The sequence below is a fragment of the Streptomyces sp. NPDC048142 genome (genome assembly GCF_043202835.1).
Classification (GTDB): domain Bacteria; phylum Actinomycetota; class Actinomycetes; order Streptomycetales; family Streptomycetaceae; genus Streptomyces.
Genome location: NZ_JBIDBC010000004.1, coordinates 37,817 through 43,995, shown reverse-complemented (window position 1 = coordinate 43,995; position 6,179 = coordinate 37,817). Strand labels below are relative to the sequence as shown.

Genomic DNA, 6,179 nt, shown 5'->3' with positions numbered 1-6,179 from the left:
GGACCGTTGGTCCCGAGTCGCCCGCCCCGCCTCCGCCGCCGCCCCCGTCCTCCCCTCCGGCGCCTCCGCACACCACCGCCTTTCCCGCCCCCTGGGAGGCGCCCGCCGGGCAGTCGGGGCCCCGGACGTTCGCCGCGCCGCGCGTGCCGGAACCGCCCGAGCCCGACGCGCCGGCCGAGCCCGCCCTCGCGCCCGACCCCAGCGCCCTGCACGAACTTCCGCCGGATCCCGCCTCCGCGGCCGACGGCCGGCCGGCCGTCGGGCACCTCGGGGACCGGCCGCCCACCTACGACGCCGAGCCCGCCGCCCTGCCCTCCGCCACCTCGGAGAACCTGGACGGACTGGTCCCCGACACCGTCCTGGACGGCGCGCGGTACGGGACGTACACCCTGCGCGCCGTCTCCGTACGCGGTGACTCCGCCCGCTTCCGGGGCGAACCCCGGCGCGACGGACTGCTCACCGCCCGCTTCGGGACCGCCGAGAGCGCCCTCGTCCTCGTCGCCGTGGCCGGCGGCAGGCGGGCCGGCGAAGCGGCGCATCTCGCCGCGGCGGACGCCTGCCGCTGGATCGGCGGGGCCGTCGCCCGCAGCCACGTCCGGCTCTCCGAGGACATAAGAGCGGGCCGCCGGGGCGACCTGAAGTCCGGGCTGCACCGGCTCACCGACCGTACGTACGGCAAGCTGCGCGCCCGCGCCGCCGAACTCGGCGTCGAACCGGACGCGTACACCGCGAGCCTCCGCTGCCTCCTGCTGTCCGCCGACCCCGACTGCCGCACCCGGGTCTTCTTCGGCGTCGGCAGCGGCGGTCTCTTCCGCCTCCGCGACGGACTCTGGCAGGATCTGGAGCCCGTCATTCCGCAGAGCGGCGTCCCGCAGCCGGGTGACGAGCAGGAGGAGGGCCCGGACGGGGACCGGCTGACCATGGACCTCCAGATCACCGCTCCGCCTTCCCCGCACAGCGAGGGCCCCGCCCGGCCGCCCGCCGAGCCCTTCCGCTTCCGGGCCTCCGTGGCGCGGCCCGGCGACACGCTGATGCTGTGCAGTAACGGACTCGCCGAGCCGATGCGCGGCGAACCGGAACTCCCCGGCGAGCTCGCCGAGCGCTGGGGGAACTCCGGACCGCCCGGACTGCCCGCCTTCCTCGCCGACACCCAGCTGCGGATCAAGGGGTACGCCGACGATCGCACCTGCGCCGCCGTCTGGGAGGCGTAACCGCGCACGCCGTGGGTTGATGGATTCCGGAGCCCGGCCGACCGGCTTTCTCGGGCTCCGGAGTCCGGAAACGCCGAAGTGCACGGAGCACGGGCAAGGAAGGGTGCGCACCCATGGCCAAGCAGAACGTGGCGGAGCAGTTCGTCGACATCCTCGCCAGGGCAGGCGTCAAACGTTTGTACGGCGTCGTCGGCGACAGCCTGAACCCCGTCGTGGACGCCATCCGGCGTAACTCGGCCATCGACTGGATCCACGTCCGGCACGAGGAGACCGCCGCCTTCGCGGCCGGTGCGGAAGCGCAGGTCACCGGATCGCTCGCGGCCTGCGCCGGCTCCTGCGGACCGGGCAACCTGCACCTGATCAACGGTCTGTACGACGCGCACCGCTCCATGGCCCCGGTGCTGGCCCTCGCCTCGCACATCCCCTCCAGCGAGATCGGCCTCGGTTACTTCCAGGAGACCCATCCGGAGCTGCTGTTCCAGGAGTGCAGCCACTACAACGAGATGATCTCCAACCCGGAGCAGATGCCGAGGCTGCTCCAGACGGCGATCCAGCACGCCATCGGCCGCGGCGGCGTCAGCGTCGTCTCGATGCCGGGCGACATCGCCTCCAAGCCCGCCCCGGAGAAGAGCATCGAGCACGCCCTCGTCACCGAGCGGCCGACCGTACGGCCCGGCGACGACGAGATCGACAAACTCTGCCGCTTGGTGGACAAGGCCAAACGGGTGACGCTGTTCTGCGGCAGCGGCACCGCCGGGGCGCACGCCGAGGTCATGGAGTTCGCCGAGAAGATCAAGTCCCCGGTCGGGCACGCGCTGCGCGGCAAGGAGTGGATTCAGTACGACAATCCGTACGATGTCGGGATGAGCGGGCTGCTCGGCTACGGCGCCGCGTACGAGGCGACGCACGAGTGCGACCTCCTCATCCTGCTCGGCACGGACTTCCCGTACAACGCCTTCCTCCCGGACGATGTGACGATCGTCCAGGTCGATGTGCGCCCCGAGCACCTCGGCCGCCGCTCCAAGCTCGACCTCGCGGTCTGGGGCGATGTGCGCGAGACCCTGCGCTGTCTGACGCCCCGGGTGAAGCCCAGGTCCGACCGCAGGTTCCTCGACCGGATGCTGAAGAAGCACGCCAACGCCCTGGAGGGCGTGGTCAAGGCCTACACCCGCAAGGTCGACAAGCACGTTCCGATCCACCCCGAGTACGTCGCCTCCGTGCTGGACGAGATGGCCGACGAGGACGCCGTGTTCACCGTCGACACCGGCATGAACAACGTGTGGGCCGCCCGCTATCTGACGCCCAACGGCAGGCGGCGCGTGATCGGTTCGTTCAGCCACGGCTCGATGGCCAACGCCCTGCCGCAGGCGATCGGCGCCCAGTTCACCGACCTGGGCCGGCAGGTCGTCGCGATGTCCGGCGACGGCGGATTCTCCATGCTGATGGGCGACTTCCTCACCCTGGTCCAGTACGACCTGCCGGTGAAGGTCGTCCTGTTCAACAACTCCTCGCTCGGCATGGTCGAGTTGGAGATGCTCGTCGCCGGCCTTCCGTCCTACGGGACGGCCAACAAGAACCCCGACTTCGCCGCCATCGCCCGTGCGTCCGGCGCCTACGGTGTCCGTGTGGAGAAGCCCAAGCAGTTGCAGGGCGCGCTCAAGGACGCGTTCAAGCACAAGGGCCCCGCCCTCGTCGACGTCGTCACCGACCCGAACGCACTGTCCATCCCGCCGAAGATCAGCGCCGACATGGTCACCGGCTTCGCGCTCTCCGCCAGCAAGATCGTGCTCGACGGCGGAGTGGGCCGGATGCTCCAGATGGCCCGCTCCAACCTCCGTAATGTGCCGCGCCCCTGACGGTCGCCGGGGGCGAACACGCCGCCGGGCCGCCCGTCACCGGAGCGCGCCGCGCGGACATCCCTGGTCAAGGAGATCAGTGGCCGTGGTCGACCGGGCCGAAGAAGTCGGTGTGGCCGGCGGTGTTCGTGGGAAGTCAACGGAGGCTGCGCCCATGCGGTGATGGTGTGCGCGGGTGGGATGTTCCGTGCGCCCCTTGCCGCTCCTGACCGTCCACTTATTGATGAGTCGACAAGCGTGACCGTGTGCGTACAAGGGCATGCATGCCGTGAGGCTGTTCGACGGGCAGTCTGACCGGAGGAGGTCGGTTCACTGTGCGGGCGGGGGAAATGACGAAGCGTCAGAAGAGGGTCGCGGTCGTCGAGGGGCACGGCCCCCGGGGGCGGAGACCAGGTGAAGTGGCGCCGCCGGCCCGGATGCGCCGAAAGGTGGGTCACGCCGAACGGTCGGCGGTGGGGGAAGTGCGCCGGGAACTACGGGAGTTCCTCCGGCATCGCTCCGGCCGGGAGCAGGCCGAGGCGGCGGAGCTGCTGGTGAGTGAACTGGTGACCAACGCCCTCATCCACACCCGGCACGGGGCCGTGGTCACCGCCACGGCGACCTCCGCCCGACTGCGGGTGGAGGTCCAGGACTTCGCGTCGGAGGACCTGCCCGCGCCGTACGTACCGAACGCCGACGACGGTACGCACGGCAGGGGCCTGATCCTGGTCCGGAGCCTGGCTGACGCCTGGGGCGTGGAGGCGCAGGCCCTGGGCAAGGTCGTCTGGTTCGAGCTGGGCGGCGGAAGGCCCTGAGAGGCCCTCCGCCGCCCAGGGCCGGTCGGCACATTCCCGTCTGCCGACCGACCCTGGGCGCGATCAGCCGAACTGCTGCTCCAGATCCTTGAGTTTCTGTTCCAGCGAGTCGAGCCGGGGGAGTGTCTGGGTGTCGTCCTCGGCAGTGAGGTCGACGGCCCCCGGGTCACTTCTCCGGTTCGGCGCGTTGAGGCTCTTCGAGTTCGAACCGTCCGCCGGCTGCTTCGGGCCGACGGCTTGCAGGGATGGCCGGGGTCGCAGAGGCAGCTGACCCGGCTCTGCTATGGCGGGCTCCGCGACGGCCGACGCGCCGCCCGAACCCGAGGTGAGGGCGGGCACGTCCACCTGCTGCCCGCCCCGGCCGCCGCGTCCCCAGCCCCGGTTCTGCCGGTTCAGGGCCTTGATGCGGGCCCGGTCCAGCTTCTCCTGGTCACGTCGGCGCAGCCGGTCCTGCTCGCGTTCCTTGCGGTCCTCCCGCACCTCGTCCACCGCCTCGTCCAGGGTGCGGACGCCCTCCAGAAGCATCAGCGACCAGGCGCCGAAGGTCTCCCGGGGGGCCCGCAGCCAGCGGACGATCCGGATCTGCGGCAACGGACGGGGCACCAGGCCCTGTTCGCGCAGCGCGGCGCGGCGGGTCTGCTTCAGCGCGCGGTCGAAGAGCACCGCGGCCGAGAGGGACATCCCCGCGAAGAAGTGCGGAGCGCCCGCGTGGTCCATGCCCCGGGGGGCGTGCACCCAGTTGAACCAGGCGGCGGCCCCGGCGAACGTCCACACCAGCAGCCGGGAGCCGAGGGCCGCGTCTCCGTGGCTCGCCTCCCGTACGGCCAGCACCGAACAGAACATCGCGGCGCCGTCCAGCCCGAACGGAACCAGGTACTCCCAGCCGCCGGTGAGGTTCAGATTCTGCCGGCCGAAGCCGACGAGCCCGTGGAAGGAGAGCGCGGCGGCGACCGCCGCGCAGCAGAACAGCAGGACGTACGAGGCGGTGGCGTAGAGCGCTTCCTTGCGTCTGCGGCGGTCCTCGCTGCGTTCCCAGGAGTCGTCGGCCGCGGCCTTGCCGGCGGCACGCTTGCCGCGTGCGACCACCGTCACCGCCGCCATGACCCCCACGAGCAGTACGGCGCCCGGAAGCAGCCAGTCAAGCGATATGTCGGTCAGTCTCATGCGCGGTCCCTTGCGTCACGTAGGGCGTTTCGTGCGCCATCGTGACGGAATTCCCGTCCCGCTCCGGTGGTTTCGGGACAAGAGCACGCCATGGGGGTGGGAGAGACCATCTATGGGTGGAATCTTCTCGAACGGTCTCCCGGCCGGGCCGAGTTGTGTTCGATTCCACGTCATCCGGACGGGCGGTGTGGATCAAGAAGCTGCTGCGAGCTTCCGCACCCGGTCCGCGTCACAGGTACGCGGGCAGGTCACACAGGTGTCCTCGGGGCGCAGGGTGTAGAAGAGGCAGCAGCTCGCCCGGTCCCGGGTCGGCAGCGACCGGCCATCGGGTCCGGTCAGCTCGCGGAAGCCCGCGGTGCCGACGTACGGCTTGGTCGTGCCGGGGAGCAGCAGCTCCAGCTCGGCCATCGCCCGGCGCTCCTCGCCCAGCAGGTGCGCGATGTACCAGAGGCCCTCGACGATCTCGTCCGTCGCCATCCCCCACAGGGCCCGCTTTCCGCGCCGCATGCGCGGCCCGAAGCCGTCCAGCACGGGACCGAGGTGCTCGGTCAGGGAGGCCAGGACCTCGGCCCGCAGCGCCGCCTCGTCCGCGACGACCCAGGCCCCGGGCAGGTCGGCGGCCGGGTCGTCCGGCAGGCAGGCGAAGGCGCGGACCCGCACGGTCAGGTGCCCCAGAGCCCGCTGGAAGGCCACGTCCTCGACCGGGATCCGCGGCACCCGGTGCTGCAGGAACCAGGGCACCGTCACCAGCAGACAGGCGGGCCAGGCGTACCGGTGCAGACCGAAGCTCGCCACCACGTCCGGGCGGGCCTGCCGGCCGTAGTCGCGCAGCACCTGGGCGTTGTCCCAGGCGAGGAAGGAGTCCACGGCGGCGCCGCCGGCCGCCAGCTCGGCCGCGCCGACCCAGCCCGCGCCGGACGGGGCGACGGCGTCACCGTCGAGCACGTCGGCCCGCAGTCCGGGGAACACCTCGGTCAGGCGGGCGTACGCGGCGGTCACGGGGGACGTCGCGGCACCGGTGAACGGCGGGGAGAGGGTCATGCAGGGGACCACCGAATCGGGATCGTTTGCAGGTAAGGCTTACCTTACCCGATGCCGTCGATGTTTGAACTGCAGCCTCCTCCCTCTATCGTGCACAGGAGGTCCGGCGCACG

5 protein-coding genes are annotated in these 6,179 nt (G+C 71.5%); 3 read left to right on the top strand and 2 right to left on the bottom strand.

Annotated elements, in window-relative coordinates; translation table 11 throughout:
* From ACGF2Y_RS07180 to ACGF2Y_RS07170, 3 genes are all read left to right on the top strand, one after another.
* Positions 1-1,211, top strand: a 1,211-nt coding sequence (locus ACGF2Y_RS07180) for a protein phosphatase 2C domain-containing protein (RefSeq protein ID WP_392943774.1), incomplete at its 5' end; no start/stop codon positions are given.
* Between the two features lie 113 nt (positions 1,212-1,324).
* The gene (locus ACGF2Y_RS07175; protein WP_392943773.1) at positions 1,325-3,067 is read left to right on the top strand and encodes a pyruvate dehydrogenase; all 1,743 of its coding nucleotides are present in this window, start codon (positions 1,325-1,327) and stop codon (positions 3,065-3,067) included.
* A gap of 329 nt (positions 3,068-3,396) precedes the next feature.
* Complete coding sequence (locus ACGF2Y_RS07170; protein WP_392943771.1) at positions 3,397-3,861, top strand: ATP-binding protein; 465 nt, start codon at positions 3,397-3,399, stop codon at positions 3,859-3,861.
* 63 nt (positions 3,862-3,924) lie between these two features.
* On the opposite strand, the gene ACGF2Y_RS07165 is transcribed toward ACGF2Y_RS07170, so the two are convergent.
* Both ACGF2Y_RS07165 and ACGF2Y_RS07160 read right to left on the bottom strand, forming a co-directional pair.
* A complete protein-coding gene (locus tag ACGF2Y_RS07165) occupies positions 3,925-5,025 on the bottom strand; it encodes a DUF2637 domain-containing protein (protein WP_392943769.1) in 1,101 nt (366 codons plus the stop codon).
* 192 nt (positions 5,026-5,217) lie between these two features.
* Complete coding sequence (locus ACGF2Y_RS07160; RefSeq protein WP_392943767.1) at positions 5,218-6,066, bottom strand: (2Fe-2S)-binding protein; 849 nt, start codon at positions 6,064-6,066, stop codon at positions 5,218-5,220.
* Positions 6,067-6,179: the final 113 nt, after the last annotated feature.

Coding starts and splice junctions, on each gene's coding strand:
- ACGF2Y_RS07165 (WP_392943769.1), bottom strand. CDS start 5,025: ATGAGACTGACCGACATATCGCTTGACTGGCTGCTTCCGGGCGCCGTA.
- ACGF2Y_RS07170 (WP_392943771.1), top strand. CDS start 3,397: ATGACGAAGCGTCAGAAGAGGGTCGCGGTCGTCGAGGGGCACGGCCCC.
- ACGF2Y_RS07160 (WP_392943767.1), bottom strand. CDS start 6,066: ATGACCCTCTCCCCGCCGTTCACCGGTGCCGCGACGTCCCCCGTGACC.
- ACGF2Y_RS07175 (WP_392943773.1), top strand. CDS start 1,325: ATGGCCAAGCAGAACGTGGCGGAGCAGTTCGTCGACATCCTCGCCAGG.